We start from the raw sequence: 15,872 nt of genomic DNA on the forward strand, positions 1-15,872 counted from the left end.
GCTCACCTTTCGTAAGTACGTACCTTTTTGTAAGCTCATGGCATGACGGTGAGTGAGCAGTTCGAGCTTCCGGCGGACTCCTTCGACAAGGACTGTCCGACCCGGCCGGTCATGGCCGAGGTGACCGGCCGGTGGGGTGCGCTGATCATCGCCGCGCTGGTTCCCGGGCCCATGCGCTTCTCCGCTCTTCACCGGCACGTCGGCGGCATCAGCCAGAAGATGCTGTCGCAGCACCTCAAGTCGATGGTGCGCTACGGGCTGGCCGAACGCCTGGTGGAGCCGACCGTCCCGCCGCAGGTCAGCTACCGCCTGACGCCACTCGGGCGGAGCCTGGCGCGGCAGCTGTGCGCGCTGCTGAGCTGGTTCAGCGACAACACCCCGGCGCTGCAGGCCGCCCAGCATCGCTACGATTTTCGATAGGTCGCATAGCTGGGCGGCCCCGCGGCGTCTGCAAGGGTGATTGTCGATCCCCTTGGAGGTGACCGTGGACGCCGCGGACGAACACCTGTTCCGCGAGTTCGTCGCCGCGCGATCGCCTGCCCTCATGCGGCTCGGGTACCTGCTGACCGGCGGGGACCAGCACGCGGCCGAGGACCTGGTGCAGACGGCGCTGGCGAAGCTGGCGGGCAGATGGCGGCGGGTGGCGGCGCCGGAGGCGTACGTCCGGCAGATCATGTACCGGCAGCAGGTGAGCTGGTGGCGGGCGAGCGTGCGCCGGCCCGAGGTGGTGCAGGCGAGCCCGCCGGAACGTGCGGCGCGCGACGCCCACCACCAGAGCGAGCTGCGCCTCGTGCTGCGCTCGGCCCTGTCCAGGCTGACCGCCCGGCAGCGGGCTGTGCTCGTGCTGCGGTACTTCGAGGACCTGCCTGAACAGGACGTGGCGAAGATGCTGGGCTGCACCGTCGGCACCGTGCGCAGCACGGCGCACCGGTCGCTGGCGCGGCTGCGCGAGATCGCCCCCGAGCTGGCACAGGGAATGGAGGAGGCGGCCAGATGACCAGGTTGCTGCGTGACACGTTCGAGGAATGGGCGGACGAGGCCGAGGTGCCGGGCGACCTCGCCGACCGGGCGCTGCGCAGGCGCGCGCCGTGGCTGCCGATCGGGGCCGCGCTGCTGGTGGGCGCCATGATCGCGGCCGTCGCCGTGTTCGTGACCTGGCGCGCCGACCCCGTCGTGGTGCCCGCCGACGGGGTGCAGCTGCCCGCCCGTCCGTCGCCCGCGCCGACGGACGTGCGTACCGACACGGAGAACGTCCCGCCGGCCAAGCTGATCGCCGCGGGGACCATGGCCGTGTCGGCGTACTACCAGTACAGCGTCGAGCTCATCGAGAACGGTCTGAAGCGCGTCCGGTACGCCTGGTCCCTGTACGACCCGCGCACCGGCGGTTACGAGCGGACCCCGTACGCGTGGGTGGACGTCGCCCCCGGGCTCCAGGTCGCGGCCGTCGTCGAGGGCGACGTGATGGGCAAGCGGGTGGGGGTGCTCGACATGAACACCCGGCAGATGCTCGCCTGGTACGAGCTGGAGCACGACGTGGCCTCGGTCGCCTGGTCTCCGGACGGCACCAGGATCCTCGCCACCGCCTACTCCGAATACCCTGACCTGCAGGAATCCCTGGGCGAAGAGTTCGGCCCGCGCATGGCCCCCAGCCCGCGCACCGGCTACTACGTCATCGACGTGCCGGCGGGCACCACCGACTACCACGAGCTGGCGCCGCTGCCCACCATGGGCGAATCCCTCCTACCCCAACGCGCCCCGGGTGATCCCGCCGTCCGCAGGCGGCAGTTGGAGGGGAACGCCCGCCAGGACCTCGGCTGGAGCCTCGACGGCACGCTGATCTGGAGCCTGACGAACACCCACCCCGACCGCGTCTGGTACACGATCGACGGCAAGGAGGCTGAGGCACCGGCGGGGCAGCACTACGTCGGCCACTCGCGACACTCGGCGCTCTCACCGGACGGCCGCCTGCTGCTCGGTGACGACGGGCTGCCCACGAAGATCACCGATGTCAGGACCGGCGAGGTGGCCGGCCGTCAGCGGGTGCTGCAGCTGCACGCCTGGGCCGGCGACGACGAGGTCATCGCGCTCGGGTGTGCGGGCAAGTGCGAGAACGAGTTCAAGAACGGGCTGGTGCTCGTCAGCGTGGACGGCTCCAGGGCCACCCAGCTCGCCGCCAACTCCAACAGCCAGGCGGACGGCGCCTGGAGGGCAGTCCTCACGCCGCGCTGAGGGGCGGCAGCCGATGTTACCGGCAGCTCGGCGAGACGTATTTTTGACCGATCAGTCTCGATACTGCTAGCGTCACGGCCGTGGCAAGGACCAAGGAGTTCGACCCGGACGTGGCGCTGCAGCATGCGCTGGAGCTGTTCTGGGAGCGCGGCTACGAGTCCACCTCGATGGCCGACCTCGTGGAGCGGCTCGGCGTCGCGAAGGCGAGCATCTACGCGACGTTCGGCGGCAAGCGGCAGCTTTACGTCAAGGCGCTCGACCGCTACGTGCGCGGGCGCGACGTGATCGGCCCGCTCTCCCAGCCGGGGCCCGCGGTGCCCGCCATCCGGGCGCTCCTGGACTCGTACGTGGCCACCTGCCTGGCCGACGAGCTGCGGCGGGGCTGCATGGTGGTCAACTCGGCCGTCGAGTTCGCCGCCCGCGACCCGGCCGTGCTGGCGAAGGTGGCGGCGAGCTGGACGGAGCTGGAGACGGCGCTGACCGGCGCGCTCGTGCGGGCCCGCGCCCAGGGCGAGATCCCTCCGGGGAAGGACCCGCAGGCGCTGGCCGCGTTCCTCCTCGTCCTGCTGCAGGGTCTCCAGGTCCTCGCCCGAGCCGACCCCGACCCGCGCCGCCTGCGCGATGCGGTCGACCAGGCCATGATGGCCGTCCAAATATGAGAACGATTGGTATGGAATTCATGTTGCGAAGGTTCGAAGGCAAGGTCGCGCTCGTCACGGGCGCGAGCGGGGTCGTGGGACGGGCGGCGGCGCTGGCGTACGCGCGGGAGGGCGCGGCGGTCCTGGTCGCCGGCCGCGACGAGGCCCGGCTGACGGAGCTGGTGAAACTGATCGAGGAGAGCGGCGGGCAAGCGAGCTCGTATGCGGTGGACGTGACGCGCTCGACGTCGGTCGCCGCCATGGTGGACGCCGCCATAACCCGCCACGGCCGCCTCGACATCGCACTCAACGCAGCCGGCATCTTCGGCACAGTGGCCCCGCTGGCCGACTACGACGAGGACACCTGGGACGACGTGGTCGCCGTCAACCTCAAGGGCGTGTTCCTGTCGATGAAGCACGAGATCGCTCACATGCGAGCCAACGGCGGCGGCACGATCGTGAACGTCGCGTCGAACCTGGGAGCCCACTGGCGCCTGGCAGGGGCCAGCGCCTACGCCGCCTCAAAAGCCGCGGTGAGCCACCTGACGAGAACCGCCGCCCGCGACCACATCACCGACGGCATCCGCATCAACGCCCTGAGCCCCGGCCCCATCGACTCCCCCATGTCGATGCGCCCCGGCGAAACCCGCGAAGACCGCGACACCCGCATGAAGAGCTCACTCCCGATCGGCCGCGTCGCAACCCCGGACGAAATCGCCGCCGCCGCATTGTGGCTGTCGTCGGACGAGTCAAGCTTCGTGGTGGGCACCGACCACGTCATAGACGGCGGCGCCACCGCCTGACGCCATGTCCTGAGCAAGGTGCCGGAACAACTCATCGAGTGTGGCCCCACACCGGACATTGGACAACCCACCGGTCCGGGCCACGAGAACAGTCCGGTACGCGATGTACCCGCCCCCGGCACCCTCCAGAATCTCCCACCCGGGGAATCGTCTGTTCACAGCGTGGCCGCGAGATCGACCCAGACGAGACGGTGGCCGCGCTTGAGCACCTCGGTCCCGTACCTGATGCTCAGAGCGGCCACGATCCCCAGCCCCCGCCCCGACTCCTCCAGACCCCCGGTCGCGGCGGCGTAGCAGGGCGCCGCCGTCCGCGTCCCCGGATCGATCACCTGCACCCGAACGAACCGGTCCCCGAACCCGAGCCGCACCCTCACCCAAGCCCCGCCGCCTCCCACCCGGCACATGCCGCACGGCGTTGGCGACGAGCTCGGCGACGACCTGGAGGGCGTCCGCTCGCAGGGCGGGGTGACTGTCGACCAGCCAGAGCCCGATCGCCTGCCGCGCCTGCCACGAGGTCCTGTCGTTTCGACGCAGGGTCATATCCCGCCATAGGTGAACGTCTGGAATCTCCGTTGCCGTACGCATGCGATCACCGACTTTGCTGTGAATTGCCGCTGTTTCGTGCCGACAGCAGGTGAGCCCGTTGTCCGCACGCCCTTACCAGCGTGGCGCTTCACCGCTATTTTGTAATCGCGAAGTCACGGTCTGTACCCGGACGGATGGGCGTGAGAACCATGGCCGAGGGGACATACGGCGAGATCCTGCGAAAGGCCCGCGAGCGAGCAAGCCTCTCGCAGACGGCTCTGGGAGAGCTGCTCTCGTGCAGCGAAAGCCTGGTAGGGCTGATCGAACGCGGAAAACGCAGACCGACCAGGCAGTTCACGCTCACCGCGGAAGCAGTCCTCGGCCTCAACGGCGAACTCTTCGACCTCCTCCCCAACACCACGGCCATGTCCGTGCCGAAGTGGTTCAGTGAGTGGCCGAAAGTCGAAGAAAGAGCGCACACCATACGAACCTGGCAACCGCTCTTGGTGCCGGGGCTTCTTCAGACCGCCCGTTATGCGCGCGCCGTCCTCGCCGCCGCGCCGCAAGCCACCGAGCGATGGATCGAAGAGGCCGTTGAGACGAGGATGAGGCGGCAGGTCGTGTTCGACCGCGAGCAGCCGCCCCTGTACTGGGGGCTCATCGACGAATGCGCCCTCCTCCGGCCGGTGGGCGGTAAGGACGTGATGCGAGAGCAACTACAGCATCTGCTCTCGATGACTCAGCGCCTCAATATTTCGTTGCAGGTCGTCCCGCTTGATGTGGGAGCCACGGCAGGGGTGGCTGGAGGCTTTTCAATAGCTCAAGGTGATGGCATACCCGACCATGTCAGCATCAATGCCGCAGCTCAGGACGTTGTCTCGGCTCGGGAGGATATCGTGCGGCTTCTCAAGGTTAGGTATGACGCGATCCACAAATGGGCACAACCAGTACATATAAGCCAGTGTCTACTGCATGAGGTGGCGGCACGGTATGGGGATTAGTGACGAACTGCGTGCCGAGCTGTCGCAGGCTCGATGGGTGAAGTCCACGCTCTCCGGCCCGGATGGTGGGGACTGCCTCTACGCCGCCAAGCTGAACGGCGACCGGTATGCGATCCGGGATTCCGAGCAGCCGGACGTTCCGCCGATGGTGCTGCGGGGTGGGGTGTTCCGAGCCTTTGTGGGTGGTGCGAAGCTCGGGGAGTTCGACTTCTGAGTCGTGACGGCGGGGGACTGCAGCCCGGGTGAGAGGCAGGCCGGGCGCGTGACCCGGTGCGCTCAGAGTCGGCTTGAGACTTCGTCTACGCGGGCGCTCAGCGAGCTTTTCAGAATCTCGCTGAGCGTTCGATATGCATCCACTGCCGTTCGTGACGCCGAGCCGCTGAGGACCTGCTCTTCGAGGTCTCCGAGTGTGCGTCTCAGGTTGTCCGCGTGCCGGGAGTAAGGGCTGTCCATGCCGAAGAGCTCGGTCAGGATGGCGTCGTCGCCGCTGCCGAGCACGACGCGTTGGTACAGGTCCTGGTCTATGACGTACGGCCCTCGCGGATCGTTCGGGCCAGGCAGCGCTATGAGCCCATTGGGGTCGGCGTTCTGGCAGATGTACGGGCTGTGGGTCGTCACGATGAACTGGACCAGCGGGAAATGTGTCTTGAGCCAGTCGCCGATCCTCTTCTGCCAGCCGATGTGCAGGTGGTTCTCTATCTCGTCCACAAGGACGACGCCCGGGTAGAGCAGGGTGGGGGTGCCGTCGTCGTAGGTGACCCGCAGGGATCCGTACGCGAGGTGCAGTTGGCGCATGATGTCGGCGACCAGGGCGGTGATGGTGCGGTGGCCTTCGCTCATCTGCTGGAGCCGTAGGTCGTCGCCCTTGTCGTCTCTGAGCCACAGGCCGTCCGAGTTGACCCTGACGACCCTGTGGTCGTCGGGTGGTAGGCCGTCGGCGAGGATGGCCAGGGCTGCTTCGAGGAGGTCGGCGGCGCCTGGTCGTTGCTCCAAGGCGTACAGGTGTTGTTGGATGAGCCAGTTCACGCCTTCGAGGAGCGGGACGTCGTCGTCGAAGAGGCTGCGTAGGCCGGCGACTCAGTGTCGCTGGGGAGAGGCGGCGGAAGGCGCCGTAGCCGGTGAGGAAGCAGTCTTCGCCGGGGCTGAAGCGCAGGTCATTGCGTTTGATCGGCGGTACGAGCCGTCCGGGCGAGCGAAGTCGAGATCGACTTCCCGCGCGCCGGGGAAGCCGCGGACGCCGTGGACGGTCAGCTTCGAGACGTACATGCCGAGCCTCCTCCCAAGGACCGAGAGCCTACGCGAGACGGGCACGGTCGCTGGGAGGAATGCGGCCCGCGCCCGGGAGGTGAGCGGGCGCGGGCCGGGGTTATTCAGAGGGTCAGCGGCTGATGCGGACGGCGTCGGCGATGACGAGGCCGGTGCCTGAGGTCCAGCGGCTCACCCCGACCACGTTGTACGTGCCCGCGTTCAGGGAGAAGGTGCCGATGGAGCGCCAGGCTCCGCCGCCCGAGCGTTGGTCGACGTACACGGTCTGGTTGCCGCTCGACGTTGCCACGATGTACGGCGCCGAGCTGTTGTAGCCGGGGTCGGCCGGGTACCAGACCTCGACCCGGTACGTGCCGGCGCTGGGGATGGTCGCCGAGTACCAGGCCGGGTCGCTGGAGGCGACCGGGTCGGCGAAGCGGTAGTCGGTGCCGTGGCGCTGGCTGGAGTAGCTGGAGGTGCCCCAGTTCGCGCTGGCGGTGAACTGCCCGGAGGTGCTGTTGTCGACCGTGGTCGTCCAGCTCGGGGTGCCGCCGCCACCGGTCACGTAGTTCATGTACGTGGTCCAGTTCCAGTTGGAGCCGGGGTCGGTGTGGGTGGCGCCGGGCACCTCGTTGTGGCCGATGATGCCGGTCCGGTTCTTCGGGATGTTGTACTTGTCGCACAGGTAGCGCGTGAGCGCGGCCGAGGCCCGGTACATCGCGTCGGTGAACCACGAGGCGTCGTTGACGAAGCCTTCGTGCTCGATGCCGATCGAGCGGTTGTTGTAGGTGGAGTTGCCGGCGTGCCAGGCGACGTCCTTGTCGCGGACCATCTGGGTGATGGCGCCGTTGGAGGACTTGACCACGTAGTGGGCGGAGACCTGCGCGGCCGGGTTCTGGAACCAGGAGATGGTCCCGGCGTAGGAGCCCTGGGTGACGTGGATGACGACCTTGTCGATGTTGTAGCTGGTCTCGCGGTTGGAGACGCGGTAGTTGCTGGAGCTGGCGGCGACCCAGGCGGCCGGCGGGTAGTCGGCGCTGGCGATGGCGGCGGGGGTCTCGGCTTCCTGGCCTGACTTGTCGCCGGCGCGCGCGTTCAGGTCGCGGGCCTTGGCGTACTCGCCGCGGTCCGCGGTGATCTCCTGGGGCGCGACGCGGACGCCCTTGGTGTCGATGCCGAGTCCGAGCTGCTCGTAGACGGCGTCGGCGTACAGGCGGGCCAGCTCGGGGGAGGAGGCGTTGCCGTACTTGGCGACGGCCGGGTACCAGCGGCCCGGGTCCTTGCGGGCGCTGTCGTCGAGGCCGAGCGCGTCGGCGTGGGCGCGCAGGACCGCCGCGCCGCCGAGGATGTTGGCCGCGTCGTCCTTCTTGAGCTGGTCGGCGGGGATGCCGGTGAGCTTGGCGGCCTGTTCGAGCGAGTGGTTGGTCGGGTTGCTGACCAGGTGCATGACGCCGTAGCCGTTGCTGGCGCTGGGCTCGCCGCCGTGTCCGTCGAGGTGGGTCTCGGCGTAGGCGAGCGCGACCAGCAGGTCACGCGGTACGTCGTGCGTCTCGGCCGCCTTGGTGAAGGCGGCGGGCAGTGGGGGCTCGGCGGCCTGGGACCAGGCGGGCTGGCCTGCGCCGATGAGGATGAGGGTGAGGATCGCGGTGGCGAGGGCTGCTAATCGCGTGCGGGCGAGAGTCATGGGGGCTCCTCGTTCACAGACGTGACGGCAGCACGCTACGGCAATCTCCTGACAAATGTCGATAATTGACATTACTTCCGAGTTAAGTGAAACTTCTCGCCCTTCAACGGATGTGTGGGTCCTCCGATGTTTCTGAAGACCATTGCGCAATCCGTCGATTGCGCTGAAACTTTCCTTCGTGACCGCGCTTCCGCGTATCGTCCTGGCGGCGCTCACCGCCGCACTCCTCAGCCTCGTGAACCCCCTCGTCGCCGCGGCCGCGGCCTGCACCCCCGACCCCGCCACCCCGAAGCGCCAGCTCCGGGCCATGTGGATCTCCTCGGTCGCCAACATCGACTGGCCCAGCCGCACCGGGCTCAGCGTCTCCGCGCAGCAGGCCGAGTATCGCGCCTGGCTCGACCTGGCCGTCTCCAAGCGCATGAACGCCGTGATCGTGCAGGTCAGGCCGACGGCCGACGCGTTCTGGCCGTCGCCGTACGAGCCATGGTCGCAGTGGCTGACCGGCACCCAGGGCCGCGACCCCGGCTACGACCCGCTGGCCTTCATGGTCGCCGAGGCCCACGCCAGGAACCTGGAGTTCCACGCCTGGTTCAACCCGTACCGGATCGCCAACCACGACGACCCGTCCAGGCTGGTCTCCACGCACCCCGCGCGGCAGCACGCCGACTGGCGCTTCGCCTACGGCGGCAAGCTCTACTACAACCCGGGCATCCCCGAGGTCCGCGCCTTCATCGAGGACGCGATCATGGACGCCGTCAGCAAGTACGACGTGGACGGCGTGCACCTCGACGACTACTTCTACCCGTATCCGGTCAGCGGCCAGAACATCCCCGACGCCGACGCCTACGCCCGCTACGGCGGCTCGTTCGGCAACGTCGGCGACTGGCGCCGCGACAACGTCAACCGCCTCGTACGCGAGCTCGACCAGCGCATCCACGCCGCCAAGCCGCACGTGGCGTTCGGCATCAGCCCGTTCGGCATCTGGCGCAACGCGGCCACCGACCCGCTCGGCTCGCGCACGACGGGCCTGCAGTCGTACGACGCGATCTACGCCGACACCCGCACCTGGGTCAAGCAGGGCTGGGTGGACTACCTGGCGCCGCAGATCTACTGGCACATCGGCTTCCCGACGGCCGCGTACGAGGTGCTCACCGCCTGGTGGTCCGACGTGGTCAGGGGCACGGGAGTGCAGCTCGTCGTCGGCCAGGCCGCCTACCGGGCGGGCGCGTCGGGGCAGGACGCCGCCTGGCAGGACCCGGCCGAGCTGAGCGACCACCTCCTCGACAACCGCCGGCATCCCGAGATCACCGGGGACGTCTTCTTCAGCGCGAAGGACGTCAAGGCCGACAGGATCGGCGCGTTCACCAAGGTCGTCCGCGACCACTACACGAGGCCGGCGCTGGTGCCCGCGCGCGGGTCCGCCGCCGCGCCCGCCGTGCCGTCGATCACGTCGGCCACCCGCTCGGGCGGGAGCGTGCAGCTCGCCTGGACCGGCTCGGGCACCGCGTACGCGGTCTACCGGGTGGACGGGACGGCCGGCGAGTGCTCGTTCGCCGACGCGAAGAACCTGATCGGGACGACCAGGCAGAAGACGTTCACCGACCCCGCCCCGACCGCGTCGCCCACCTACCACGTGGCCGCGCTCAACCGCACCCACCAGGAGAGCGCGCCCAGCCAGGGCCGCGCGCCGGGCGGTGGCGGCGGCGGCTTCAGCGTGGTGGTGGACAACGCCGACGCCGCCTTCACGGCCGGTTCCGCGTGGGGTACCTCGACGTACTCGGGGCAGCTGCACGGCACCGACTACCGCTTCGCCGATCCTGTCGCGGCCAGCGATCCCGCGTGGTTCCGCGCCGCGATCCCGAGCGCGGGCAGCTACCGGGTCGAGGTGTGGTATCCGGCCAACACGGGTTACAACAGCGCGACGCCGTACGTGGTGGCGGCCTCGGGCGGGAACCAGACCGTCACCGTGGACCAGCGGAGCAACGGCGGAGCCTGGCGGTCGATAGGCACCTTCTCCCTCAACGCCGGCACGTACAACGTGGTCGGGGTGAGCCGCTGGACGTCCACCACCGGGTACGTCATCGCCGACGCCGTCCGCATCACTCGGGTCTGAGCGGCTACCGGATCGGGGGTGGGCAGGCACGGCGGGTGATCGTACGATGAGGCGGTGGACGGTGCCCGCCCGCGACCGATCGACGCCATCGCGGTCCTGGTCGCGGCCGGCTTGACGCTCGCGACCGGCCATACGGGTGCGGTCCTGGCGATCCTGCTGGCGGCGGCGGTCCCGGTGTTGTGGCTGCGCCGCGCTCCGCTCGCGGTGGCCTGGGTCGGCGCTGCCACGGCGGTCGCGCTGCCCGTCCTCGCGGTGCTCTTCCCCTCGGTGGTGCCGCCGCCCGCGCCCGGTGCCCCGATCTGGCCGCCCGCCGGGCCGTTCGCCGCGTACGCCGCGATGGCGTTCGCCTCCGGCGGGCGGCCGCTGGCGCGCTGGCTGCCGGTGATCGTGCTGGCGCTCGGCGTGCTGGCGCTCTCCGACCGGCTCCCGCTGGCCGGACGCACCGAGGCCGTCATCGCCCTGTCCGTCATGTACGGCCGCTACGTCCGCGTCAGGGACCGCCTCCGCGCCGAGCTGGCCGAGCGCGACCAGCGCGTCGAACGCGAGCGCCTCGCCGGCGAGCTGCACGACGTCGTCACCCACCGCGTCAGCCGCATGGTGCTCCAGGCAGGGGTCATGGCGATGAACACCGGCGACGAGCGGGCCAGGGCGGCGGCCGAGGAGATCAGGGCGGCGGGGTCGGAGGCGCTGGACGAGCTGCGCCACATGGTCGCGCTGTTACGGCGCGGCACCGGCGAGGGCTTCGACCTCGGGCTGCCGCTGCCCGACCTGCGGCCCCTGGTGATCGACTCGGCCAGGGAGGGGCTGCCGGTCGAGCTGTCGGTGGACGGCACGCCGGTGCCGGTGCCGGGGCTGGTGGGGCGGACGGCGTACGTGGTGGTGGAGGCGGCGCTGGCGCACGCCCGCAAGCACGCGCCGGGGGCGGGTGCGCGCGTGCTGGTGCGGTGGCTGCCGGGCGCGGTACGCGTGACCGTGCGGCACACCGGCGGCCGGCCCGACGCCGGCGTGCCCCACTTCACCGCCACCTCCGGCATGGGCCTGCTCGACCTGCGCCGCCAGGTGGAGCTGGCGGGCGGCACGCTGGAGTGCGCCCCCCTGCCGGAGGGCGGCCACCGCATCGAGGCCACGTTCCCGACCTGACGCCGGGACCGGCCGTGGACGGCCGAACCCGGCGCCGGGGGTCAGCCGCCGTAGATGACCGACAGGAAGCGCACCAGCACCGCCTCCCGGGACGCGGGTGGCAGGGCGTCCAGGACGGCGTTCACCACGGCCATCTCCGGCTGTCCCGAGCCGGGCCGCAGATCGACGCCGACCGACGCGCTCAGTTCGGCGAACGTGGCGTCGTCGATCGCGTCCAGGTCGATCCCGGCGACCAGCTCCACGAGACCGTCGGGCAGTACGGCGGGCCCGCGCTCGCGGGCGGCGTCGGCCGACTCGGCGATGACCTTCAGCATGGCCTCCACCCCGGACAGCGTGACGCCGGTGACCGTGATGTGCAGGTTCGCGGGGATGCCGGCGTACGAGAGCTGCGGTTGCAGGAACCAGCCGCGCGCCCGCGCCTCGTCGGCCAGCACGAACACGTCCACGTCGTCACCGGTGAAGGCCACCAGCGACGACTCGGGCTCCCCGAGCACCCGCAGCCCGGGGATGGCGGCGAGGCCGTCGCGCAGCCGGCGGGTCGCCTCCAGCGTGGCCCGGCCGAGCGCCACGTACCCCTCGCGGCCCAGCGCCTGCAGCGTCGCCCAGGCACCGCCGAGCGGCCCGGCCGAACGCGAGCTCTGCACGGTCGCGTTGATGATCGTGTACCCGGGCCAGGCGGCGGAGGCGAAATACGCCTTGCGCCGCATCGCGGGATCGGCGAACAGCAGCACAGAGGCGCCCTTGGGCGCGTAGCCGAACTTGTGCAGGTCGCAGGAGAGCGACGTGACACCGGGCACCGACAGGTCGAACGCCGGCACCGCCGCGCCCGCCTCCCGTAACCAGGGCAGCAGCCACCCGCCCACGCACGCGTCCACGTGGCACGGCACCCCGGCGGCCGAGGCCAGCGCCGCGACCTCCTCGATCGGGTCGATCACGCCCTGCGGGTACGACGGCGCGGACACGACGACCAGCACCGTGCGCTCGTCCATCGCGGCGGCCACGTCGGCGGGCCGCACCTTGTACGTCTCCAGGTCCACCGGCACGGCCTTGACCTCGACGCCCAGGTAGTGGGCCGCCTTGTGGAAGGCGGGATGCGCGGTGACGGGCAGCACCAGGTTCGGCCGGTCGAGGGCGGCGCGGTCGCGGGCGGCCTTCACGGCCAGCATGATCGACTCGGTGCCGCCGCTGGTGAAGATGCCGTGGCCGCCGCCGAGCAGGTCGGACACCGCGCCGACGACCTGCCGCTCCATCTCGACCACGCTGGGGAACGCGGTCGGGTCGAGGCAGTTGACCTCCAGCATCTCCAGGTACGCCCGGGTCGCGGCGTCGTGTACGGCGGCCCGGCCGGTGTCGTAGACGTAGGCGGTCACCTGGCCGCCGCGTACGGGCAGGTCGTGCTCCTTGAGCCGGGCGATCTCCGCCAGCAGGTCCTCGGCGGGCCGTCCGGCAGGGGGGAGGTTCACACGGCCTCCTTTCCGGTGAGGGTGAGCCTGCCGTAACGGAGGACGAACGGCAGGCTGATCAGCATGAGCAGGGCGGGCAGCGCGGTGAAGCCGAGCAGCAGCCCGGTCAGCGCACCAGGGGACTGCGCGACGGGGGTCGCCGCGGAGACGAACCCGGACAAGGCCAGCACCAGCGCGTACAGGCCGGGGCCGAGCGCGAGGCCCGCCGTCTCGCCGGCAGTCCACAACCCGGTGAACGCCCCGGCCTGCGCCTGCCCGGTACGCGCCGCGTCGGCGTGCACGGTGTCGGGCAGCAGCGACAGCGGCAGCAGTTGCAGCGCCGCGTAGCAGACGCCGGCCAGCGCGGTCAGCGCCAGCGTCGCGAGCAGCCCGCCCGCCGCGATGGCCGGGACGAGCGCCACGGCGACCCCGCAGAACCCGATCGACGCTGCCAGGTAGCAGCGCACCGGCCCGTGGACGCGCGCCAGCCACGCCCAGGCGGGCACGGCGAGCATGCTGGGCCCCACGAGGCAGACGAACATCACCGAGGTCAGGCCGTCGTCGCCGAGCCGGTACGCCGCGACGTACGGCGCTCCCGCCAGCATCACCGCCACGGCCAGCGCCTGCGTCACGAACGCGGCCAGCAGCACGAAGAACGGCCGGTTGCCCCGGGCCAGCCTGAAGGCCGCCACCGGGCCGAGCTGGCGCGGCCCCGGCAGCGACGGCACCCACCGGGTGGCCAGCGTCGCGGCGACCAGCGCCGCCGCCATGATCGCGCCGATCGTCACGCCCATCACGGCGTAACCGGCCCGCCCGCCGCCCGCCAGCTCGACCAGGGCGGGGGCCAGGCCGCCCGCGACCAGGATGCCGACCGTCAGGCAGACCACCCGCCAGGACATGATCCGCGTCCGCTCGCCCTGGTCGGGGGACATCTCGGTGGGCAGGGCCACGTACGGGACCTGGAAGCAGGCGAACGCGGTGGCCGCGAGCAGGAACGCCGCCCCCGCCCACACCGCCCCCGGCACGTCGCCCGGCACCGCGAACATCAGCGCGAACGCCACCGGCAGCGCCAGCGCCCCGGTCATCAGCAGCCGCGTTCTGCGGCCCGTCCTGACGGCTTCGCGGTCGCTGGCGGCGCCGACCAGCGGGTTCAGCAGCACGTCCCAAATCTTGGGTGCGACCAGCACGACGCCGGCCACGGCCGCGGGCACGCCGAGCATGTCGGTCAGGTAGTAGAGCAGGAGCAGTCCGGGCACGGCGGAGAACACGCCGGTGCCGACGGAGCCGACGCCGTAGCCGAGCAGCCGGCCGCGCCCGAGCGGCGCGGCGCCGCGGGCGGCTGCTCGGGCGGTCACCGGGGGTCGCCGGGCAGGGCGAGCGTGCGGTGCACGACGCGGTGCAGGTGGGCGCGGAAGCGGCGCAGCGCCGCACGGTCGCCGGCCGCCCTGCGGCGGCCCTCCGCGTCGAGCACGCCGCCCTTGGCGAAGCCGTGCACGGCCCAGATGACGGTCCAGACGGTGTACTCGACGTCGGCGTCTGGGGAGATCAGCCCCGACTCGACGGCCGGCCGCAGGGCCGCGGTCACCGTCTCCATCAGGGGTTTGACGTATTGGCGTTCGAGCTGGGTGATGTCGCCGGCGTCGGAGAGCCAGCGGTGCATCCACAGGGCGGGCACCTCGGGGTGGTCGACGCAGAAGTCGAGGTAGTCGTCGGTGAGCCGGTGCAGGGCGGCCACGGGGTCGTCGCCGGGCAGGCGTTCGAGCGCGCGTTCCAGCGCGGCCTTCTCCGCCTGGTGCGCGGCCTCCATGACGGCGAGATAGAGCTCCCGCTTGCCGCCCACGTGGTAGTTGACGGTGGCGATGTTCAGCCCGGCGGCCTCGGCGATCTGGCGGGTGGAGGTGCCGTCGTAGCCGAGCGCCGCGAACAGGTGGGTCGCGACCTTGAGGATCAGGGCGGCCTGCGTGCTCTCCTCAGGGGTCATGGAGCCGACGGTAGTTCTGGTCCGGCCTCTTGGTCAATCACTTGATGGAGAGCTTTACTCGTAACTGACCGGGCCGCCGGGTTCCCAGCGGGTGAGCACCGTCCGGTGGCCGGTCTGCACGCCGGTGCCGGGGTTGAGGGCGAAGGCGCCGTACAGGGTGGTGGTCCGCAGCGCCGCGGCGGCCCGCCACAGGTCATCGGGCGCGGTGCCGCCCGCCAGCTCCGCGCAGTGGACGGCGAGGATCGCCGCCGCCGCGGCCTGGACGGCGGGATAGTCGGGCGGCCCGCCGTACGCGGCGATGAAGTCCGGCTCGGCGCACCCGATCGCCGCCTCGGCGCCGCTGCCGGGGAACCACTGGCCGACGCCGTAGACGCCGCGCGGATCGGGTACGGACTCGCCGAACGCGCGCACGCCCGCCGCCACCGCGCACACCGCGCCTGGCACCTCCGTGTGCGTCACCGTGGTGACGTCCTCGTCGAACGAGCCCGCGCTGAACAGGTGCCACGACGGGTCGCGCGGCCGCTGCCTGGTCACCGGCAGGCCCGCGATCCTCGCCCGCCGCTCCGCGCCCAGCGCGACCTCGCGGGCGAAGCGGCCGGTGCCCTGGACGATCCAGAGCGGGCGCGAGTCGCCGCCGCGTACGAGGTGCCGGACGAACGGCTCGGCGTACCGGCTCGCCGGGGTGAGGACGGGGACCACGTGACCGGGAAAGGCGGGACCTCCGGAGCCGCCGTGGTTCCACAGCAGGAGCCCCTGCTCCACGGCGACCCGGCCGGCCCGGCGGGCGAGCCCCGCGGAGTACGGCCCCAGCAGCAGGTCACAGCGCCCCGCCAGGTCGCGCAGCACACGCTCGACCATCTTGGGGTCGCTCTGGTCGTCCTCGACGACCAGCTCCACGCCGTCCGTGAGCGACCGCCAGGCGTCGAGGCCGCGCGCGGCCTGGCCGCCGAACCGGGCGTACCGGCCGGACAGCGAGAGCGGGACCCCGATGCTGAGCACGCCGTTCTCCTGCCCGCGACCGGCTCAGTCAGGCGCCCAGTACTTTCCATCGCCCGCTCCAGGTCGCCCGCC

General features: G+C 71.1%; 16 protein-coding genes. 9 read left to right on the plus strand and 7 right to left on the minus strand.

Annotation, left to right across the window (positions count from 1 at the left end; genetic code table 11):
* The first annotated feature begins 42 nt into the window (after window positions 1–42).
* The 5 genes from AB0K12_RS16325 to AB0K12_RS16345 all read left to right on the plus strand — a co-directional run bounded on the left by AB0K12_RS16325 (window position 43) and on the right by AB0K12_RS16345 (window position 3,670).
* Entirely contained in the window at window positions 43–420 is a 378-nt protein-coding gene (locus AB0K12_RS16325) for a helix-turn-helix domain-containing protein (RefSeq protein WP_364560956.1), read from the plus strand.
* Between the two features lie 64 nt (window positions 421–484).
* A complete protein-coding gene (locus AB0K12_RS16330; RefSeq protein ID WP_364560960.1) occupies window positions 485–997 on the plus strand; it encodes a SigE family RNA polymerase sigma factor in 513 nt (170 codons plus the stop codon).
* A complete protein-coding gene (locus AB0K12_RS16335; RefSeq protein WP_364560964.1) occupies window positions 994–2,229 on the plus strand; it encodes a hypothetical protein in 1,236 nt (411 codons plus the stop codon). Before AB0K12_RS16330 ends, AB0K12_RS16335 begins: the two co-directional genes overlap by 4 nt.
* A gap of 80 nt (window positions 2,230–2,309) precedes the next feature.
* On the plus strand, window positions 2,310–2,888 hold the full coding sequence (locus tag AB0K12_RS16340; RefSeq protein ID WP_364560967.1) for a helix-turn-helix domain-containing protein: 579 nt from the start codon (window positions 2,310–2,312) through the stop codon (window positions 2,886–2,888).
* Between the two features lie 20 nt (window positions 2,889–2,908).
* On the plus strand, window positions 2,909–3,670 hold the full coding sequence (locus AB0K12_RS16345; RefSeq protein WP_364560970.1) for an SDR family oxidoreductase: 762 nt from the start codon (window positions 2,909–2,911) through the stop codon (window positions 3,668–3,670).
* A 155-nt stretch (window positions 3,671–3,825) separates the two neighbouring features.
* On the opposite strand, the gene AB0K12_RS16350 is transcribed toward AB0K12_RS16345, so the two are convergent.
* Window positions 3,826–4,044: a hypothetical protein gene (locus AB0K12_RS16350; protein ID WP_364560973.1), complete on the minus strand. Its 219-nt coding sequence runs from the start codon at window positions 4,042–4,044 to the stop codon at window positions 3,826–3,828.
* Window positions 4,045–4,404: 360 nt separating this feature from the next.
* Between AB0K12_RS16350 and AB0K12_RS16355 the strand changes: the two genes are divergently transcribed.
* Together AB0K12_RS16355 and AB0K12_RS16360 are read left to right on the plus strand one after the other, a co-directional pair.
* On the plus strand, window positions 4,405–5,196 hold the full coding sequence (locus AB0K12_RS16355) for a helix-turn-helix transcriptional regulator (protein ID WP_364561430.1): 792 nt from the start codon (window positions 4,405–4,407) through the stop codon (window positions 5,194–5,196).
* Window positions 5,186–5,410, plus strand: a complete 225-nt coding sequence (locus AB0K12_RS16360) for a DUF397 domain-containing protein (protein WP_345392106.1) — start codon at window positions 5,186–5,188, stop codon at window positions 5,408–5,410. The genes AB0K12_RS16355 and AB0K12_RS16360 overlap by 11 nt, the downstream gene beginning before the upstream one ends.
* 62 nt (window positions 5,411–5,472) lie before the next feature.
* Here the strand turns inward: AB0K12_RS16360 and AB0K12_RS16365 are convergent, their stop codons facing one another.
* Complete coding sequence (locus tag AB0K12_RS16365; protein WP_364560977.1) at window positions 5,473–6,222, minus strand: AAA family ATPase; 750 nt, start codon at window positions 6,220–6,222, stop codon at window positions 5,473–5,475.
* Window positions 6,223–6,574: 352 nt separating this feature from the next.
* A complete protein-coding gene (locus AB0K12_RS16370; protein ID WP_364560980.1) occupies window positions 6,575–8,125 on the minus strand; it encodes an N-acetylmuramoyl-L-alanine amidase in 1,551 nt (516 codons plus the stop codon).
* Between the two features lie 178 nt (window positions 8,126–8,303).
* On the opposite strand from AB0K12_RS16370, the gene AB0K12_RS16375 reads away from it, so the two are divergent.
* Window positions 8,304–10,238 (plus strand): family 10 glycosylhydrolase, encoded by a 1,935-nt coding sequence (locus AB0K12_RS16375; protein ID WP_364560982.1) that lies wholly within the window; start codon window positions 8,304–8,306, stop codon window positions 10,236–10,238.
* 54 nt (window positions 10,239–10,292) lie between these two features.
* Entirely contained in the window at window positions 10,293–11,378 is a 1,086-nt protein-coding gene (locus AB0K12_RS16380) for a histidine kinase (protein ID WP_364560985.1), read from the plus strand.
* A 41-nt stretch (window positions 11,379–11,419) separates the two neighbouring features.
* Here AB0K12_RS16380 and AB0K12_RS16385 read toward each other — a convergent pair whose 3' ends face one another.
* Genes AB0K12_RS16385 through AB0K12_RS16400 form a run of 4 tightly spaced genes read right to left on the minus strand, consistent with a single transcriptional unit; the run spans window position 11,420 to window position 15,800 of the window.
* On the minus strand, window positions 11,420–12,841 hold the full coding sequence (locus AB0K12_RS16385; protein ID WP_364560988.1) for an aspartate aminotransferase family protein: 1,422 nt from the start codon (window positions 12,839–12,841) through the stop codon (window positions 11,420–11,422).
* Window positions 12,838–14,175, minus strand: a complete 1,338-nt coding sequence (locus AB0K12_RS16390; protein WP_364560991.1) for an MFS transporter — start codon at window positions 14,173–14,175, stop codon at window positions 12,838–12,840. Before AB0K12_RS16390 ends, AB0K12_RS16385 begins: the two co-directional genes overlap by 4 nt.
* Window positions 14,172–14,801 carry a TetR/AcrR family transcriptional regulator gene (locus AB0K12_RS16395; protein ID WP_364560994.1) on the minus strand — a complete coding sequence of 210 codons (630 nt, stop codon included), beginning with the start codon at window positions 14,799–14,801 and terminating at the stop codon, window positions 14,172–14,174. Before AB0K12_RS16395 ends, AB0K12_RS16390 begins: the two co-directional genes overlap by 4 nt.
* Before the next feature lie 54 nt (window positions 14,802–14,855).
* Window positions 14,856–15,800 (minus strand): ABC transporter substrate-binding protein, encoded by a 945-nt coding sequence (locus AB0K12_RS16400; protein ID WP_364560996.1) that lies wholly within the window; start codon window positions 15,798–15,800, stop codon window positions 14,856–14,858.
* Window positions 15,801–15,872 lie beyond the last annotated feature (72 nt).

The sequence above is a fragment of the Nonomuraea sp. NPDC049419 genome, from assembly GCF_040676995.1.
Classification (GTDB): Bacteria; Actinomycetota; Actinomycetes; order Streptosporangiales; family Streptosporangiaceae; genus Nonomuraea; species Nonomuraea salmonea.